Raw genomic sequence first — 18,656 nt, forward strand, 5'->3', positions numbered from 1 at the left:
CATTAACAAGATAAGCAATTGTATTAACAAGGCAAGCAGTTGCATTAACAAGATAAGCAATTGTATTAACAAGGTGAGCTGATGTATTAATAAGATAAGCAGGTGTATTAAAGAAATGACCTCTAGCCTATATGTGATAAGGAGTTTCGGAGTTTTTGGAGGTATTTTTATGATTAAACTTGACAGGTTATAAAGATTATCCGTTTGACAGTTTAAAAGGATATTTTTTTAAGTAACATTATCTTACAATGGAATTCTATCTCTTTGAGGTTCAAACTATTTTTATGAAAAAATACTACGCTCTTTTCGTTATTACGTTACTTGGATTTGTTGGGAAGGCGCAGATTGTTAATATTCCGGATGCGAATTTTAAGGCGAGATTGTTGGCGGCGAATGCAGCAATTAATATCGCCTCAACACAAACACCTGATGACGGTGGAAATGTTACAAGTTATAATAGTGTTGACACCAACAATGATGGGGAAATACAAGTAAGTGAAGCTTTAGCTATTAAATGGCTGTGGTTACGTAGTGTCTCTATTTCAGATTTAACAGGAATAGAAAGTTTTAGTAATCTACAGGTTTTAACATGTATAAATGATAATCTTACCAATTTAAATGTGAGCGCATTGACTAATCTCCGAAGGTTAAATTGTACAAATAATCAAATTCCAAGTTTAAATGTAAGTGGCTTGACTAATCTTCAATATGTAGATTGTTCCGATAATCAAATTTTAAGTTTAAATGTAATTGGCTTGACTAATCTTCAAACTTTAGGTTGCGCCCATAATCAAATTTCAAGTTTAGATTTAAATGGCTTGTCTAATCTTCAAAATTTACATTGTCCAAATAATCATATTCCAAGTTTAAATTTAAATGGCTTGACTAATCTTAAAACTTTAGGTTGTTATAACAATCAATTGTCAAGTTTAGATGTAAGTAGTTTGACTAATCTTGAAGGATTAAGTTGTAGTGATAATCAAATTTCAAGTTTAGATTTAAGTGGCTTGACTAATCTTACTAATTTATATTGTGGCAATAATCAACTGTCAAGTTTGAATGTAATTGGCTTGACTAATCTTCAAATTTTATATTGTTTCAATAATCAACTTACGAGTTTAGATTTAAGCAGCTTAACTAATCTACGAGAATTAGGTTGTTCCAATAATCAACTGTCAAGTATAAATGTAAGTGGATTGCTTAATCTTAATGGTTTTAATTGTTCCAATAATCAACTGTCAAGTTTAGATGTAAGCGGCTTGACTAATCTTCAAATTTTAGAATGTAGCAGTAATCAACTTCCAAGTATCGATGTAAGTAGTTTGACTAATCTTACTAATTTCGATTGTTCAAATAATCAGCTGCCAAGTATAGATGTAAGCAGCATGACTAATCTTCAAATTTTAGTTTGTAATGGTAATCAATTTTCAAGCTTAAATGTAGGTGACTTGACTAATCTTCAAGTTTTATATTGTTTAAATAATCAACTTACGAGTATAGATATAAGTGGTTTGACTAATATTCAACAATTAAATTGTTCAAATAATCAACTAAACACTTTGTTTCTAAAAAACGGTGCTATTGAAGTTTTTTTAGAATTTTCAAATAATCCTAATCTAAAATATATCTGTGCTGATGATAATCAAGTTAGTGACGTTCAAACTAAAATAGTACAATATGGTTATACCAACTGCCATGTTAATTCGTATTGTAGTTTTACTCCTGGTGGTGATTTCTATACTATTCAAGGGAACAATCGCTATGATAGCAATGCTAATGGTTGTGATGTTTTAGATATAAACCTTCCTAGTTTAAACTTGGCTATTACAGACGGAACCAATACTGGCACCATAATACCTGATGCTTCAGGAGCTTATCAATATGACATTCAAGCTGGCACACAAACGCTAACACCAACTTTAGAAAACCCAACCTATTTTAGTATTTCACCCACAACAGTAACGGTTGATTTTCCAACAACCTCGAGCCCTTTTGTTCAGGACTTTTGTGTTACTGCTAACGGTATTCATAATGATTTAGAAGTTGTTATCCTTCCTATTGGTGTTGCAAGACCAGGTTTTGATGTCAATTATAAAATCATTTATAAAAACAAAGGAACAGCATCGCAAAATGGTTCAGTAAACTTAATTTTTGACGATGGAGTTTTAGATTATGTTTCGGCTATACCAACTTTAGACAGTCAGGCTACCAATAGTTTGAGTTGGAATTTTAGCAACTTATTGCCATTTGAAACAAGAGAAATAACAGTTGTATTGAATGTGAATTCGCCAACAGAAACTCCGGCAGTAAACGGAGGAGATATTTTGAGCTATAATGCAACTATCACAAATAGTACAGATGAAACACCTCTTGATAATGTATCCTATTTGAATCAAACTGTAATTAATTCCTTTGACCCCAATGACAAAACTTGTATTGAAGGAACTACTATTACTCCAAGTATGGTGGGACAGTATGTGCATTATTTAGTCCGTTTTGAGAATAATGGTACGGCTAATGCTCATAACATTGTGGTAAAAGATATTATTGATACTACTAAGTTTGATGTTAGTAGTTTGGTTCCGTTGAGTGGTAGTGCTTCTTATACTACTAGAATTTCAAATACTAATCAGGTAGAGTTTATTTTTCAAAACATCAACTTGCCTTTTGCTACTGGAGCGAATACTGGGTATGTAGCGTTTAAGATTAAAACCTTACCTACCCTTGTTGTAGGCAATACGTTTAGTAATAGTGCTAACATTTACTTTGATTATAATTTTCCTATTGTTACTAATACCGCAACGACTACTATCGCTACTTTGGGGACACAGGATTTTGATTTTGGAAGTGTGTTTACTTTGTCGCCAGTTCCTGCAAAGAATAATTTGACTATTACTACTAAGCAAGATGTTGTAATTAGCTCCTTGAGTATTTACAATACACTTGGTCAATTAGTGCAAGTGATTACTAATCCGAATGACACTATTGATGTTTCGGGGTTGCAAAGTGGCAATTATTTTGTTAGAATGACTAGTGATAAAGGAAGTGCTACAGGGAAGTTTATTAAAGAGTAGTTTTTGTATAATTCATGATAGGTAATTTATATCATCCCTAAAGGGATTATTTTTGGATTGATTTTTTTCTACCCGTATTACATCCCTAAAGGGATTTTAAATATAAAGTATCATAGGCATTTATTTATCTAAAAAGCCCGACTCTATAAGTCGGGCTTTTGTATTTTTAAAGGTCCTCGATACATCCCGATTAAAATCGGGACACTCGAACTGACGCTTATGTTTATTGTACCGCTAAGAAAGCATTGATGTTTCCGTACCCGAAATCAGCGTTTCTGTTTGGGTATAGGTTGGCGGATTGTCTCATTTTGGTTAGGACTTGGTCTCTGGTCCAGGTTGGGTTTTTAGACCAAACTAGGGCTGCTATTCCTGCTGTGGTGGCCGTGGCTACTGAGGAACCTCCAATGTAATCGGTTTGGTTTTCGTAGTAGCTATCTACTGGTACTGTGTTTCCTGAAGCGGCTCTTTGCATTACTACCGTGAAATCGACTTTGCTGCCTGTATGGCAATCGCTGCAGGCCTGGTAAGTTGCCCCTTCTTTTACTCCGGTTACGGCTACTGTTTCAGGCATCCAAGCTGGGAAGATTACGCCAACAAACGTGGTGAAACTGGTAGAAGTTCCGGCGGCGCAGAAGATTAGTTTTCCTTTTCCGTAGGCGTATTTGATAGCATCTTCTATTTTACCTACTGAGAAAATGTATCCCATTGACATGGAAATGATTTTTACTTTAGCATTATCGGCTAAAGCGGTGAACGCTTTTTTAACGCCTTCTTGTTCTTGATAGCCATCTAAAACTACATTGTAAGCGGCTCTGTAAGTAACTAAATTTGCGTTGTAAGCAACACCCACAGGCAATCCTTTATCGTTTCTTGGTGCTGCAGCTGTGGCCGCCATGCTAGTTCCGTGTCCGCATAAATCATTTACACCATCATATCCGGTGCTCCATGGCCAAATAGAATCAACATATACTCCGTTTTTTTGGATGCTTCTTCCTGAGGACAATCCATTATTGAAATTAGCTCCTAACAGCGATTGATTTGGCGAAACTCCAGTGTCAACTATACCAATGGTTATTCCGGCTCCTGTGCTTAAACTCCAAGCATTAGGGATATTGTGTTGGGTGAATGTCCAAGGCACTTTTGCGTTAGGCGTTATGGTTGTATAATCGGCTGCAGCCAAGACTTCGGCATCATAGCCACAACCTGAGCTTGTACCTGCGCTAGAACGACTTTGAGCATCGCGTACTTCTAAATATCTATAGTCAGCAGGTTCTATATAGCGAATGTATTGTGATTGACGTAAGGCTATTATGGTTTCTTGTTTGGTAACCATGACATCCATTAGATTTAGCTGAGCATCGGCATTGATTAGCACCTTGTCTAAAGTAGTTCCTTCATAAGAGGTGATGATGGCTAAGAGTTCTTTTTGGATTTGCGCATTGTTAGAAGATTTGGCTCTTTCGAAATCATTTTTCGAATTACCGAAACCAATGGTTAGGACGTTATTACCTTTTACTACTGCACTCCAAAGAAGATGTGAATCGGCATCACTCCAATTGAAGGTGTGGTTAGTGTTTAAGGCTTGGTCTATTTTAGCATTGATTTGAGCAGGTGTTAGTGGGTCTTTTTTGGAGTCTTCAATTACGATAGCGTTTTTATCCATTGAGTCTTCTTTGGAACAGGATGAGAAAATAATCAATGATAAAAGAAGTAGTTTGATAATTCTTTTGGACATAATTTGTTGGTTTTAATTGGTTTGACACGAGCAATTTAACATTTTTTCTGAAAAACAACAATAAAAAAACCGCCAATCAATCAAGAAAGGCGGTTTCTAGTATCCGACAAGTCGGATTACTAACCTATTAACTCATAAATTAAAACACGAATTTGAATCCGAATGACAATGGAGTAGTCAAGTTTGGCATACTTCCACCTAGGGCACTAATGTAAGTTGGATCTGCAGAAGCTACGTGAGCAAGTGAGAAATTAGTAACCGTAGTTTTGTTTCCGGTAGCTGGATCGATAGTAGTTGATGTAAAATTGGCCAAGTCATAAGAAAACTCTACTGAGAAATGTTTGGTCACGAAGAAATCCATACCACCAGACATAGCTAGACCATATTGAGATACTTTGGTATCTGCTTCTTTTTCTTTACCAGAAATAATTGGTGCGGCTAATTGCCCGAAGAAATAGAAATTACCAGCTACATTCCAATATTTTCTAATCAAAGGTTCAACTACTATTAAGTTAGTGTTAGCAGTTGTACCAGTAGCATTTTCGGCTTTGATGTTTATCATACCTACCCCAGCTCCAACAGTAACTGATGGTGAAATGAAATACCCTGCTAATGGTAAAACAGTTAAATTGGTTCCTTTAGTATCACCCGATTTTGTTTGTTGGTAACCAAATTGAGCTGTTGCCCACCATGCGCCTTTAAGACCTTGACTTTTTTCTTGTGCTTGAGCAGTTAAAGTAACTAAGACGATTCCTGCTGCTAATAATAATTTTTTCATTTTGATTTTTGGTTTAAAATTATAGGTCAAAATTAGCGGGAAGATTTCTCCAAAAAACTGATATAAATCATAGTTTGAATATTTTTTTTATTGCTAATTTCTTCCCAAATTGCTTGAAGAATTCATACATTTGCGCTCCTATGTTAAAAACAATAAACATCCTTAATAAACGAGCTAAATTTGATTATGAAATAATCGAAACCTATACTGCTGGGATTGTTTTAACTGGTACAGAAATTAAATCCATACGTTTAGGAAAGGCGAATATTACTGAAGGGTTTTGTGAGTTTCACAATGGCGAGTTATTTGCTATCAATACCCAAATTGATGAATACCTATATGGCAATCAATTTAATCACAAAGCTAAAAGCGAGCGTAAATTGTTATTGAATAAACGAGAGTTAAGAAAGCTTGAAAAAAATGCTGAAACCAAAGGACTTACTATTATTCCGTTGAAGTTGTTTACTAATGAAAAAGGGATAGCTAAATTGGATATTGGGCTTTGTCGTGGAAAGAAGACTTATGACAAGAGAGAATCTCTAAAAGAGCAAGACACTAAAAGAGATATTGACAGAATTAAAAAGATGTATTAAATAAAAAATCCACCATTAGGTGGATTTTTTTATTATTTGTAACCGACAACTTGATCTTCGTTGGCAATCACTTCCTCTACGTATTTTTTATAATCAGCGTATTCTGCAGTTGTAATATTGTCCCATGGTGTTGTTACTATTCTGGAGACTTTTAGAGAGTTAGGTTTAATCAACTCGAAGTTTATAGAATAACTGTGATTTTTATAGGTATAGCTTTTGTTTTCTGGAATTTCTGTGAACTTTTTGTCGGCTGGAATATTTAAAACAATAGTAGAATTATAGTCTAGATTATTTTCGTAGGTTATGTACTTGATATCGTAATTTCTGTTTTCTTCGGCTACTATATCGCGCGTATATACTTTGTCAATAAAAGGTAAATCAACAATTTTTAGGTTTCCAACATTTTTGATTTTTTCATTAACTAAAAGTTTCGTTTCAAACTCAATACTATCATCAAGGGATTTATTGTTTATTAATTTGATGTTTTGAAGCTTGATATTTTTTTTGAGTTTGGCATTATAATCTTCTTCTAATTCTTTTTTTCTTACGTCATCAGTTGTAGCCTCTGAAAATAATTCATTAAAATAAGCTTTGCTGGCTCCAATAACTTTATGAGTGTTCGTTAGTGTAATTTCATTTTCAGATAGATTTACAACACTATTGGTAATAATTTCATTTTTGATTGCGCTATCGAACGGTATTTTTATAATTGATGATTTTTCGTTTTCGGCTTTATCAAAAGAAATAACTAAGGCATTGGCTTTATATAATGAAATTGGCAAAGCTTTGAAAGGTAAATATTTATCAGTTAATTCTAAAAACACCTCTTTACCGTCAATAATAGCTTTTACGATGCAATGATTGAATTCTCTTGAAGGTAATGACATTAGCTGTGCACTGTTATTGTTTGTGGAAACCAAAACCAAGTTTGCTTTAACATTTGCTAATTGCGCTAGTGCGACGAAAAGTGTTGAAACATCTTTACAATCTCCAAGTTTGGTGGTAATGGTTATGGATGGTTTTTGAGGAACATAGCCACTTTGTCTAAAATCTTGTGAGCTGTATTTGATATTTTCTGCGATGTAAGTGTATATCTTTTTGGCAATATCTTCCTGATTCATTCCGGCTGAACCATTAGGAAAAATAAGGTCAAAGGTGGTTTTGGTAATTTTGTCTAGTTTAAGTGATTTTTTTACTAGATCGGAATACCAGTTTGAGATATCTGTCCATGATTTAATAGAACTAACATTAACAGAATTCGTTAAATCATTATAATTTTTTGAATTTGATTCCAATAATGGCATGGCAGGAACATTAGTTCTTCTCCAAATAGTACACGTTTTATTATTTATTTTTTTGATTGTTGGCACAATATCGCCATTGCTAAATTTGGTGTTGTACTTAACATCCGTTGGATTGATGATAGCAAACATAGATTCTACCGTTGGATAAGTGCTGTTGAAATAACAACTCAAATTGAAATCTTTATAAAATCTTCCGCTAGAATTATTGAAATATTCATATTCCAAGTAAATTACGTCACCCACTTTTAAATTAGGGAAAACCAAAGTCCCCTCCCCTTTATCTGCTGGAACCAAACTACCATCTTCTTTTACAATTTCTGATTTTTGTAATGTAATAGAATTGGTGTTTAAATTGTATTCCTTCATTTCCTCTATACCTTTCTCTGTTGTGATTTCATAAAGTAAAACTACTTTTGATTTTGTTCCCCCTTCAGGCAAAATATTAACGATATATTCATCAAATAATGTTACAACACCATAATCACTTTTAAGTTGTGATTTTCTTCTTTCTTTTATGGCTTTGTATTTGTCTTTGATATCTATTTCTTCTATCTCATCAGGGGTTTTAGTAATATCATATAATTGTTTTCTTAATTCGCTATTACCAGAATTGTGCGATAGAGATTGTCGAATATATTTTTCGGCTTCTTTTACATTCGACATGTAATTGTAAACCTGTCCTTTTTGTTCTAATAAGTAAAAAGAGTAAGGGAATAGCGCTAAAGAATTATTGATTTCTTCTAAAGCTTCATTGTATTTTTTTTCTTCAATTAAAATGCTAATATAATCAGATGCTACGCCTGTATAATATGGCAAAGTGTTCTTTCTTTCTAAGAACAAACGCTTAATATCTTCTTTACGATTTGCATCTCTGTAGTAGACAACTAATTTACTTAAAGCATCAAAATTGGATTTTTTTGCTACTAACTCTTCTAGCATTGCTATTGTTTTTTCTTTCTTCTTTTCTAAAGTATCATACAACTTGGCTAAGTTTGTAATGTAAAATTCACTGTTGTTTGATTTAGCGAACAATTCATCTAAGTTAACAATCATCGCATCTATGTTAGAGTTTCTAGCATTGATATAAAAATCATATAAAATCCCTATTAAAGGAGATTTCAATTTTTTGGCTCTATCTCGGTATGTTTCTAATTCGGTCATACTGATAGATGATATCCAATCTGTATTTTGGGCTTTGGTGGCTAAGGCAAAATAATAATCCGGATCTTGAATTTCTATGTTTTTCTTGATTTCTTCAAGCTTTTGATCGTCATCTTTAAAATTGTAGTATTTAGCCAATCGAATTTTTATCATTGAACTGTTTGGATATTGTTTGTCTAAATCTTCAATGATATCTTGGGCCAATTCTAATTTTCTATTGTGAATATATGAATCGAAAAGTAAAATTTTATAAAAGACATTAGTTGGATTAGCTTTTACTTTATTGACAAAATAAGCCTCATAATCTGGGATTATTTCCTCCACCTTAAGGGATTGTGTGGTTGATTTGGTATACTCTTTATAACTGTTATTATAAGTTAAATTTGAAATGGGTTGGTTTTGCTTATCCGTTAAAGCTAAAAAGAAATAGCTATTTCCATTTGTAATAGCTGATTTCACAAGGATTCTATTCGTTCCTTTTGGTAAAAGCAATTTAATTTTATAAGCATTTAGATCCGATAATTTGTTGAGGGTGTTTCCATATACTTCTACATCGTTTACAAAAATTTTAAGGGAAGCACTCATCCCAAAATTAAAAACAACTTCTTGTTCAACAGGGTTATCTACAAATACTTGAGAATACATTATGGCATTTCCATATTCATTTTCGTTAGAGAACGTTTGGTATCCTTCATTTTGAATTATTTTAGGATTATACCAAGAAACTATACCATTACTATTAGCATCAAATTGTTTGTCATTTTTAGGATATAGTTCTGGTTCATATTCTGTATCAATTCCGCTATCGTTTAAGTTTTCAAACGGACCACAAAATTGCCAGTCCATGATAGAATTTAGTTGCTTTATATGATTGGCAAAACCAGCATAATCTTTTCTATTTCTATCCGCTGTGGCTTTGTAGTATATGACGATTGGATTATTTTTAAAAACATCCAAGAAAGCCATAGCATCTATTTTTTTATAAGTATTATCGTTGAAACCTACTGTTTGGATTTCATCTAAGATAAATTGCCTTCTAAATAATGGATTTATATAGTAGTTACTTTCTGGAAATGCAGCGAGAGATTTTATAAAAGCATCATCATAATCGTTTTTACCACTTTCTAAATCAATAAAATTATCTAGTAGAAAAACATCTATTGACGCATTTTTTTTTGCTTTAAGTTCTTGATCAAATAGTTTTCTGGCTTCTGTTCTTTTGTTGTTTAAGAGTAAATTCCAGATTTTAGTTTCTGTTGTTTGTGAGATTACAAATTGAGAAATTAAAAGGCAAATAGTAATTGTTTTTTTCATATAAACTCACAATTTAGTTGAGACTGATGCAATATATTAATTTTTATTTTCTAATAAAGGAACAAACTTAAAATCACCAAATTCATGCTTTTCAAACTGTGTTTCATTTTTGCGAATGAGCATGGTCATTACTTGTTCTTTATCACCAACAGGAATAACGAGCCTTCCTCCTATTTTTAATTGTGCCATTAAGGCTTTAGGGATAATAGGTGCTCCAGCGGTAACAATGATGCTATCAAACGGAGCGTGATTAGGTAATCCTTTGTAGCCATCACCGAATGATAAATGTTTTGGTCGGATGCCTAATTTGGGTAATAAAGCGGAAGTAGTTTTAAAGAGTTCGTTTTGTCTTTCTACTGAATACACTTTGGCTCCCATAGCCACTAAAACAGCGGTTTGATACCCAGAACCTGTACCAATTTCAAGAATTTTTTGTTCTTTTTTAACTTGTAATAACTGACTCTGAAAGGCTACGGTATAGGGTTGAGAAATGGTTTGCCCAGCTCCAATAGGAAAGGCTTTGTCCTGATAGGCAAAATCTTCAAAACTGGAGTTTAAGAATAAATGGCGCGGAATTTTTCGAATAGCATCTAAAACGGCTGAGTCAGTAATCCCTTTTTCTTCTAATAATTTGGCTAGTTGATTTCGAAGTCCTTGATGTTTGCTTGTATCTTTCAATTTGGGTAGTAATTTATTTCGTAAAAATAGAAAACAAATTATCAATTATCAATTCCCAATTATTAATTAATTTCTATTTTTGATAAAATTTATTTTTATGCTTAAAGTTGGCGTTTTAGGTGCTGGTCACCTCGGAAAAATACACTTGCGTTTATTACAACAATCTGAAAAATACGAACTTGTTGGCTTTTACGATGAAAATCATGAAAATGGTGCAAAAATTGAAGCCGAATTTGGATACAAACAATTTGATACTATTGCCAAATTAATTCACGCTGTAGATGTTATTGATATTGTAACTCCTACCCTTTCTCATTACAAATGTGCTAAAGTTGCTATCAAATCTGGAAAACATGTTTTTATAGAAAAACCTATTTCTACCACAGTGGAAGAGGCGGAAGAGATTATTGCTTTATCCAAAGAATACCAAGTCAAAGGACAAGTGGGTCATGTGGAACGATTTAATCCGGCTTTTACAGCAGTGAAGAATATGATTGACAACCCTATGTTTATTGAAACGCATCGTTTGGCTGAATTCAATCCGCGTGGTACTGATGTGCCTGTAGTTTTGGATTTGATGATTCATGATATTGATGCTATTTTGAGTGTTGTAAAATCAAAAGTAAAAGAGGTTCATGCTAGTGGTGTATCTGTTTTGAGTCAATCTCCTGATATTTCTAATGCTCGTATAGAATTTGATAATGGATGTGTAGCTAATATTACCTCGAGTCGAATTTCTATGAAGAATATGCGTAAGTCACGTTTCTTCCAAAAAGACGCTTATATTTCTGTAGATTATTTAGATAAGACTTGTGAAGTAGTGAAAATGAAAGAAGCTCCTGAAGTGCCTGGAGATTTTGATATGATTTTGCAAAATGCAGAAGGCGAAAAAAAACAAATTTATTTTGCTAATCCTGAAGTTAGTCACAATAATGCCATTTTAGACGAATTAGAAACGTTTGCAGATGCCATCAATAACAATACTACACCAATAGTTACTTTAGAAGATGGAACAGAAGCCTTACGTGTGGCTTATATGATTATCGATTCTATGAAACAAAAATCAAACTAACTCAACATAATGAAAACAATAGCTGTAATAGGCGCAGGAACTATGGGCAACGGAATAGCTCATACTTTTGCACAATGCGGTTTTACCGTAAAACTAATTGATCTCTCGGAAAAATCATTGGAAAAAGGAATGGCTACTATTGCCGGAAACCTTGACCGAATGGTAACTAAAGGAACCATTACTGAAGAAGACAAACATAAAACTATAAGTAACATTATCACTTATACCGATATAAAAGACGGTGTTGTGGGAACCGATTTAGTAGTGGAAGCCGCAACAGAAAACGTAACATTGAAATTGAGTATCTTCAAACAACTGAGTGACATTTGCGATCACAATGTGATTTTGGCTACCAATACTTCTTCGATTTCTATTACACAAATTGCGGCACAAGTAGTGCATCCTGAAAGAGTGATTGGAATGCATTTTATGAATCCAGTTCCGATAATGAAATTGGTGGAAATAATTAGAGGATATTCAACTTCGGATGAAGTGACTAAAATCATTATGGATTTATCATTGAAATTAGGCAAGACTCCAACTGAAGTCAACGATTACCCGGGATTTGTTGCCAATAGAATTTTGATGCCAATGATTAACGAATCCATCGAAACCTTGTACAATGGAGTTGCAGGTGTGAGTGAGATTGATACTGTTATGAAATTGGGAATGGCACATCCTATGGGACCCTTGCAACTAGCCGATTTTATTGGACTTGATGTTTGCCTTTCGATATTAAACGTGATGTATGAAGGTTTTAAAAACCCAAAATATGCTCCTTGTCCCCTTTTAGTTAATATGGTTATGGCTGGTAAATTGGGAGTAAAATCAGGAGAAGGTTTTTATGATTATTCGGAATCTAAAAAAGCAGAGAAAGTTTCGAAACAATTCGCTTAAAACATGAGCAAAATAATCCCTTTTAAAGCGGTTCGTCCAACACCCGATAAAGTAGCCTTGGTGACTTGCAGAAATTATGATGATTATAGTTCGGCTGAGCTTGCTGCTTGGTTGAGTTTTAATCCGTATTCCTTTTTACATGTGATTCATCCAGCGTATATGTATTCTCAAAAAATTACATTGGACAAACGTTTTAAAGGAGTTACTCATAAATACCAAGATTTTAAAACAGAAGGGATTTTTATGGAAGAAGACAAAGCCGTTTTTTTTCTATATGAAATCCAAACTAAAGTGCAGACATTCACAGGTTTTGTAGCTGGCACTTCCATTGAAGATTACAAGAATAATATCATTAAAAAACACGAAGACACTTTGCAATATCGTGTGGAATATTTTAAAGATTATTTGCATCAAACTGGCTTCAACACAGAGCCCGTTTTAATAACTTATCCAGATAATGAAACCCTAAATACTTGGATTGCTAATAAGAAAAAAAGCCAACCCATTTATAATTATTCGACCACCAATAAAGAGAAACATCAAGTTTGGAAAATTGAAACCGATGAAGAAATTAAGTGGTTGCAAACTCAGTTTGAGAATATTCCAGAATTATATATTGCAGATGGCCACCACCGTTCGGCTTCTGCAGAATTACTTTATGATGAAGACCATCATTTAGGTAATGAAAATCTAAATTATTTCATGAGTTTTTTGATAGCAGAAAGCAATGTAAAAATTTATGAGTACAATAGAATCATAAGAGACTTGAATGGCTATTCTAAAGGAGATTTTATTGAAAAACTTTCTGAATATTTCATCATTAAAGACAAAGAGCAAGAATTGTGGAAGCCACAAAGTAAGTTTGAATTCGGTATGTATCTCGATGGCCATTTTTATGCTTTATTCTATAAACAAGAAAATAAGCAACCTTCTATTTTACAGAATTTAGATGCCCAAATTTTATACGATAAAGTATTGCAACCTTTGTTAGGTATTGAAGATTTGAGAAATGATGAGCGCATTGAATACATTCCAGGCAAGCAATCTATTGCCACTATAAAAGAATTGGTGGATGAAGGTGAATTTGAAGTAGGTTTTATGCTCTACCCTTCTGATATTTCTGAAATCAAAGCTTTGGCTGATAACAACTTGATTATGCCTCCTAAAAGTACATATATCGAACCTAAATTCAGAAGTGGATTAATGGTTTATGAATTATAATTAAACAACTTATCAATGAAAAAACTACTTATATTATTATTGTTATCTGGAACTGTTTATTCTCAGAACATATCTAAAAAAGAAGCTATTAATAAGAATCTGTGTAAAGCTTGGGTAGCTGATTATGCCATGATGGGTGGTCTGAAGGTAGAAAAGATGGGACAAATGAAGTCATTGACATATACGTTTAAATCTGACAATACCTATTTAGCCAACGGAACCATATCTGGGAAATGGCAATACAATTCTAAAAAGAAAAATATTGAGTTACTGGTTAATGGTGTTTTAAAATCGACTATAACTTCTTTAGAAAAGAAAAAAATAGTGATGATTTTGAATGTTGATAAATCAGCACCAAAAGAAATGGGGAAATTAGAAATCTATTTCAAGCCAAAAGGGTAACTATGTCAATTCAACAAAACCTTCTTAAAATAAAGTCTTCTCTACCCTCTCAGGTAACTCTTGTAGCCGTTTCTAAAACAAAACCTGTTGCCGATTTGATGGAAGCCTATGATTCAGGTCAACGTATTTTTGGTGAAAACAAAATTCAAGAAATGACTGAAAAATGGGAAGTCATGCCGAAAGATATTGAATGGCATATGATTGGTCACGTACAAACCAACAAGGTGAAATACATGGCAGAATATGTGAGTTTAATTCATGGTGTAGATAGTTTGAAGTTGTTAGAAGAAATCAACAAGCAAGCGAAGAAACATAATCGAGTTATTAATTGTTTGCTACAAATATATATAGCTGAAGAGGAAACCAAATTTGGTTTAGATGAGAAAGAATTAGAGGAGCTTTTGAATTCAATTACATTCAAAAGCTTAGAAAATATAAATGTGATTGGTTTAATGGGAATGGCAACGTTTACTGATAATCAAGTTCAAATCAAAAAAGAATTTCAGCATTTAAAATCCATATTTGATAAATTCACTATTCACAATTCACAATTTACAACGCTTTCTATGGGAATGTCTGGAGATTATCAGCTTGCTATTGATTGTGGTAGTACTATGGTTCGCATTGGAAGTAGTATATTTGGAGGAAGATCATAAACATTAAATACAAGTCTTATTTACGCAATACTCGACATAGAAACCACTGGAGGTCAATTTAACGAAGAGGGCATTACTGAAATTGCCATCTATAAATTTGACGGACATGAAGTGGTAGATCAATTTATTAGTTTGGTTAATCCCGAAAAACCAATTCAGCCTTTTGTGGTAAAATTAACAGGGATAAATAATGCCATGTTGCGCTCTGCCCCAAAGTTTTATGAAATTGCCAAACGCATCATCGAGATTACTCAAGATTGCATTGTTGTAGCTCACAACGCCTCCTTTGATTATAGAATTTTGCGAACAGAATTCAGTCGATTAGGCTATGACTATATTAGGCCGACACTTTGTACGGTGGAGCTTTCACAAAAATTGATTCCAGGACAACTTTCTTATAGTTTAGGAAAATTAGTTAGAGCGCTCGGCATTCCGGTAACAGATAGACATCGTGCCAGTGGAGATGCTATGGCTACCGTTAAATTGTTCAAAATGCTTTTGGAAAAAGATGTCAAGAAGGAGATTTTAATCAGTTTAATAAAAGCCGAAATCAAAAAAGGATTATCTCCGAAGTTGCTTGATATAGTTGAAAGTTTGCCTTCCAAAACAGGGATATACTATATTCATAATGAGAAAGGCGATTTGATTTATATTGGTAAAAGTCGGAATATTAAAAAAAGAATTAATCAGCATTTTACAGGAACCTCAGGAAAAAGCAAAAAAATTCAACGCGAAGTATTTGCCGTAACTTATGAAGTTACCGGAAGCGAATTGATTGCTCTTTTGAAAGAAAGCGAAGAAATTAAAATCAACAAACCTATTTACAATCGTTCACAACGAAAAACGATATTTCAATGGGCTTTGTATTCTGAGAAAAATGAAAAGGGTTATTTGGCTTTAAAATTGTTAAAAGCGGATGGTAGAAAAAAGGAAATCACTTCATTTACTTCTATCCAAGAAGGAAAAAATTCACTTTTAAAGATTACTGAAAAGTATAATTTATGTCAAAAAATAAATGGCTTATACGAAACCCAAAATGGTTGTTTTCAATACAAAATAAAAGAATGTAATGGCGCTTGTTTAGGCAAAGAAGCTCCCGAATTATATAATGAGCGTGTACATGAATTTATGACCGAAATGGCTTTTGAAAACGACAATATGGTTATTGTTGATAGAGGAAGATCGGTTGATGAACGCTGTGCTGTATTGATAGAAAACGGAATTTATAAAGGCTATTGTTTTTATGATTTGAATTACCAAATTAACAACATTGAGATACTAAAGAATATTATCATTCCGATGCAAAACAATCGTGACACCAGAACTATAATTCAAGGGTATTTACGTCGCAATAAAGTGATTAAGATTGTTAAGTTTTGAATTACTTAATTACCATAATTGGTCCAACAGCTATAGGAAAAACTTCCTTAAGCATTGCTTTGGCAAAACATTTTGAATGTGATATTATCTCTTGCGATAGTCGTCAGTTTTATAAAGAAATGAGAATTGGGACAGCCGTTCCTAGTAAAGAGGAATTACATTCGGCTACACATCATTTCATACAAAATAAATCTATTTTTGAAAAGTATACCGTTGGTGATTTTGAGAAGGAAGCTATTACAAAGTTGGATGAGTTATTTCTGAAAAATAATATTCAAATTTTGGTTGGAGGTTCAGGATTATATGTAGATGCAATACTGAAAGGATTTGATGATTTTCCAGAAATTGAAAATACAATTAAAGAAAAAATAAACACTGATTTTGAAGCACTTGGAATCACTTACCTTCAGCAGGAGTTGAAAAAATTAGACTTTGATTATTATCAAAAAATGGAGATTGAAAACCCTCAAACTTTACAAAATCCACAACGTATGAAAAGGTTTGTTACCGTTTGCCACGGAACTGGGAAACCTTACTCTTCATTTCTTAATCAAAAGAAAAACGAACGCAACTTCACTCCTATTATAATTGGACTTGAAGCAGAAAGAGAAATTATGTATGACAGAATTAATCAACGTGTGGATATTATGATGAATGAAGGCCTTTTAGAGGAAGCTGAAACATTGTATCCTAATAAAGAACTTAATGCCTTACAAACGGTTGGCTATCGGGAGTTGTTTGATTATTTTGATGGAACGATTTCATTAGCATTTGCAATTGAGGAGATCAAGAAAAATACTCGACGTTTTGCCAAAAGACAAATGACATGGTTTAGAAATACGGAAAATGTAAAATGGTTTGATTTTAAAAGTGAGGCCAATGAAATTATTAATTATATAAACTCAAAGTTATAATGCCCATTTCAAAGGACTTTACTTCTATACTATCTAAAGATTGGGAAATTAATTTTTTGCAATGCTATCCTAATGGCTATTTGAAATATACCGACTTATGCAACATTTTGCAATTAACGGCTGGTGTTCATGCCGAGTTAGGAGGTATTAGTTTTAGTGATATGCAAGAGCATCATCAGGCTTGGGTTTTGAGTAGAATGAGAGTTGAAATTAAACGATTACCTAAATGGAAAGAAGTTGTAACAGTAAAAACATGGATTAATTCATTAGAAAACTCACGTTCTGTCCGTTGTTTGGAACTTTATATAGGTGATGAAAAAATAGTAGGGTGTGAAACTTTTTGGGCAGTATTTAATACCAGTACGCGTCGCCCTGAGTCATTGGCTTTGCCACACGAACATTTTAAAAAATATCCAGATGATAAAGCAACTGAATTGCAATTTTCTAAAATTGACACCACCTTTGCTAAAACATTTTTAGCTGAAAAAAAAATCCTGCTTTCAGATTTAGATATTGTTAATCATGCTAATAGTGTAAAATACCTTGAATGGTGTTTGGATGCAATTGATGCAGGAACAATACAAAATCGGGAGATTATAAGTTTTGAAATGAATTATTTAAAAGAAGTTGCCTTAGGGGAAACTATTTCTATTGGAAAGAGTAAAACCGAAAATCCAATGGTATTTACTGTAAGTTCATCTGACAAAACTTGTTTCGCACTCCAAATAGATTGTAAATAAAAATGGCTCCAATTTCTTGAAGCCATTATGCTTATTTTTTTACGACTAGTCTAAAGCCTTCGCCGTGAATATTTAAGATTTCAACATTGGGATCATCTTTGATATATTTACGTAATTTGGCAATGTAAACGTCCATACTTCTTGAAGTAAAGTAATTGTCTTCTCTCCAAATCTTAGTTAAAGCTAATTCTCTTGGCATTAAATCGTTTTCATAAGTTGCCATCATTTTCAATAATTCAGACTCTTTAGGAGAAAGTTTGATAGGTTCATTATTGTCTAATTTTAAGTAACGAAGCTTAGAATTTAAAAGGAATCTTCCTATTTGGAACTCAAATTTAGCAGGTTCATTTTTATTCTCTGCCGCTTTTCTTTGAATGATGGCTTTTATTTTCATCAATAATACATCTGAATCAAATGGTTTGTTTAGATAATCATCAGCTCCTACTTTGTATCCTTTTAAGACGTCTTCTTTCATTGATTTTGCCGTTAAGAAAATCAAAGGAACATCTTTATTTTTTTCTCTGATTTCTTTAGCTAAAGTATAACCGTCTTTGTAGGGCATCATGACATCCAAAATACACAAATCGAAATTGTCTTTTTTGAATTTTTCAAAACCCTCCATACCGTTTTTGGCTAATGTAACATCAAAATCATTTAATGTTAGAAATTCTCTCAAAACGATTCCAAAGTTTTGATCGTCTTCCACGAGTAGTACTTTTTTATTAGTTTCCATAGTA

General features: G+C 33.1%; 15 protein-coding genes. 10 read left to right on the top strand and 5 right to left on the bottom strand.

Annotation, left to right across the window (positions count from 1 at the left end):
* The first annotated feature begins 284 nt into the window (after positions 1-284).
* Complete coding sequence (locus tag OLM53_RS02410; protein ID WP_264521468.1) at positions 285-3,074, top strand: leucine-rich repeat domain-containing protein; 2,790 nt, start codon at positions 285-287, stop codon at positions 3,072-3,074.
* Positions 3,075-3,297: 223 nt separating this feature from the next.
* On the opposite strand, the gene OLM53_RS02415 is transcribed toward OLM53_RS02410, so the two are convergent.
* Positions 3,298-4,809 (bottom strand): S8 family peptidase, encoded by a 1,512-nt coding sequence (locus tag OLM53_RS02415; RefSeq protein ID WP_264521469.1) that lies wholly within the window; start codon positions 4,807-4,809, stop codon positions 3,298-3,300.
* Positions 4,810-4,948: 139 nt separating this feature from the next.
* Complete coding sequence (locus OLM53_RS02420; RefSeq protein ID WP_264521470.1) at positions 4,949-5,587, bottom strand: porin family protein; 639 nt, start codon at positions 5,585-5,587, stop codon at positions 4,949-4,951.
* A gap of 140 nt (positions 5,588-5,727) precedes the next feature.
* Here OLM53_RS02420 and smpB point away from each other — a divergent pair, with 140 nt between their 5' ends.
* Positions 5,728-6,180 carry an SsrA-binding protein SmpB gene (smpB, locus tag OLM53_RS02425; protein WP_264521471.1) on the top strand — a complete coding sequence of 151 codons (453 nt, stop codon included), beginning with the start codon at positions 5,728-5,730 and terminating at the stop codon, positions 6,178-6,180.
* 32 nt (positions 6,181-6,212) lie between these two features.
* On the opposite strand, the gene OLM53_RS02430 is transcribed toward smpB, so the two are convergent.
* Together OLM53_RS02430 and OLM53_RS02435 are read right to left on the bottom strand one after the other, a co-directional pair.
* The gene (locus tag OLM53_RS02430) at positions 6,213-9,959 is read right to left on the bottom strand and encodes a DUF3857 domain-containing protein (protein ID WP_264521472.1); all 3,747 of its coding nucleotides are present in this window, start codon (positions 9,957-9,959) and stop codon (positions 6,213-6,215) included.
* 36 nt (positions 9,960-9,995) lie between these two features.
* Positions 9,996-10,637 carry a protein-L-isoaspartate(D-aspartate) O-methyltransferase gene (locus OLM53_RS02435; RefSeq protein WP_264521473.1) on the bottom strand — a complete coding sequence of 214 codons (642 nt, stop codon included), beginning with the start codon at positions 10,635-10,637 and terminating at the stop codon, positions 9,996-9,998.
* A gap of 97 nt (positions 10,638-10,734) precedes the next feature.
* Here OLM53_RS02435 and OLM53_RS02440 point away from each other — a divergent pair, with 97 nt between their 5' ends.
* From OLM53_RS02440 to OLM53_RS02475, 8 genes are read left to right on the top strand one after another with little or no spacing between them, the layout of a single operon-like run.
* On the top strand, positions 10,735-11,709 hold the full coding sequence (locus OLM53_RS02440; protein ID WP_264521474.1) for a Gfo/Idh/MocA family protein: 975 nt from the start codon (positions 10,735-10,737) through the stop codon (positions 11,707-11,709).
* A gap of 9 nt (positions 11,710-11,718) precedes the next feature.
* A complete protein-coding gene (locus OLM53_RS02445) occupies positions 11,719-12,606 on the top strand; it encodes a 3-hydroxybutyryl-CoA dehydrogenase (RefSeq protein WP_264521475.1) in 888 nt (295 codons plus the stop codon).
* Between the two features lie 3 nt (positions 12,607-12,609).
* Entirely contained in the window at positions 12,610-13,827 is a 1,218-nt protein-coding gene (locus OLM53_RS02450; protein ID WP_264521476.1) for a DUF1015 domain-containing protein, read from the top strand.
* A 15-nt stretch (positions 13,828-13,842) separates the two neighbouring features.
* Complete coding sequence (locus tag OLM53_RS02455; protein WP_264521477.1) at positions 13,843-14,229, top strand: hypothetical protein; 387 nt, start codon at positions 13,843-13,845, stop codon at positions 14,227-14,229.
* 2 nt (positions 14,230-14,231) lie between these two features.
* Positions 14,232-14,885 carry a YggS family pyridoxal phosphate-dependent enzyme gene (locus OLM53_RS02460; protein WP_264521478.1) on the top strand — a complete coding sequence of 218 codons (654 nt, stop codon included), beginning with the start codon at positions 14,232-14,234 and terminating at the stop codon, positions 14,883-14,885.
* Between the two features lie 18 nt (positions 14,886-14,903).
* Positions 14,904-16,265, top strand: a complete 1,362-nt coding sequence (locus OLM53_RS02465) for an exonuclease domain-containing protein (RefSeq protein WP_264522409.1) — start codon at positions 14,904-14,906, stop codon at positions 16,263-16,265.
* On the top strand, positions 16,262-17,179 hold the full coding sequence (miaA, locus tag OLM53_RS02470) for a tRNA (adenosine(37)-N6)-dimethylallyltransferase MiaA (RefSeq protein ID WP_264521479.1): 918 nt from the start codon (positions 16,262-16,264) through the stop codon (positions 17,177-17,179). The genes OLM53_RS02465 and miaA overlap by 4 nt, the downstream gene beginning before the upstream one ends.
* A complete protein-coding gene (locus tag OLM53_RS02475; RefSeq protein ID WP_264521480.1) occupies positions 17,179-17,919 on the top strand; it encodes an acyl-[acyl-carrier-protein] thioesterase in 741 nt (246 codons plus the stop codon). The genes miaA and OLM53_RS02475 overlap by 1 nt, the downstream gene beginning before the upstream one ends.
* Positions 17,920-17,950: 31 nt before the next feature.
* Here OLM53_RS02475 and OLM53_RS02480 read toward each other — a convergent pair whose 3' ends face one another.
* Positions 17,951-18,652 carry a response regulator transcription factor gene (locus OLM53_RS02480; RefSeq protein ID WP_264521481.1) on the bottom strand — a complete coding sequence of 234 codons (702 nt, stop codon included), beginning with the start codon at positions 18,650-18,652 and terminating at the stop codon, positions 17,951-17,953.
* Positions 18,653-18,656 lie beyond the last annotated feature (4 nt).

The organism is Flavobacterium sp. N1994 (assembly GCF_025947145.1).
Taxonomy (GTDB): domain Bacteria; phylum Bacteroidota; class Bacteroidia; order Flavobacteriales; family Flavobacteriaceae; genus Flavobacterium.